Raw genomic sequence first — 728 nt, 5'->3', positions numbered from 1 at the left:
CCATACGCGCCGAGCTGTCATCCTCATCGCGCCATTCGTTCAAACGCTGCTCAAGTCCCGCATCGTCAATGTTGGATAAATCGCACTCTTCGCAATGTTGGTGTAATTGTTGATGCAATACATCCAAATGCTGGTGGATACAACGGTGAGCATCCAGAACCAGTTTATGAATGGATTCATCTTCGATGCGAGTACGATGTGCGCCTAAAGCAGAGATGTAGCTGAGCATGGCGTGGTTGAGCGTCAGAAAGCGGAAGCTCTCATCGACGGCTGCGCGATACTTACCTGGTTCAGCAAGCATTGTGCTGATTGCTGACGTCAATGTCGCATCATTATTGTGAGCCTGACGACGAGCAATGCGGTAGCTCAGGTTGTCTTTCTTACCGATACGATATTGGCCGATGATCTGATCCAAATACTGTTTATTCGCTTCTATCGCATCAGACATCACTTTATGCAGTCTTCTCGATTGCCAGTCAGGTAAAATGAACATCACAGCCGCGACGGCTAGCGCGCAACCACTCAGTGTATCGGCAAGCCGAGGAAGCACCACTGCGTAGCCTTCACCTAACTGGTTGAACAGGAACAAGACTAACAAGGTGATAAATCCGGTCGCGTAGCCGTAGTTGTTCATCCTAAATGCAAAGAACATCACGCCCGAAACAACGATAAACACCAACTGACTTTCTTGAGAAGGGAAGAACGTTAGCAGCGGTACGCCAATCAAT

The 728-nt window shown here is 48.6% G+C and carries 1 protein-coding gene; it reads right to left on the bottom strand.

The window, feature by feature from the left end; translation table 11 throughout:
* Positions 1-728: FUSC family protein (locus tag R7E78_RS26435; RefSeq protein WP_318058651.1), on the bottom strand; the 728-nt coding region annotated here is incomplete at both ends.

This window comes from Vibrio sp. YT-19(2023), assembly GCF_033337395.1.
Note: the sequence above shows the minus strand (reverse complement) of the source record. Positions and strands in the feature narration are given on the sequence as shown.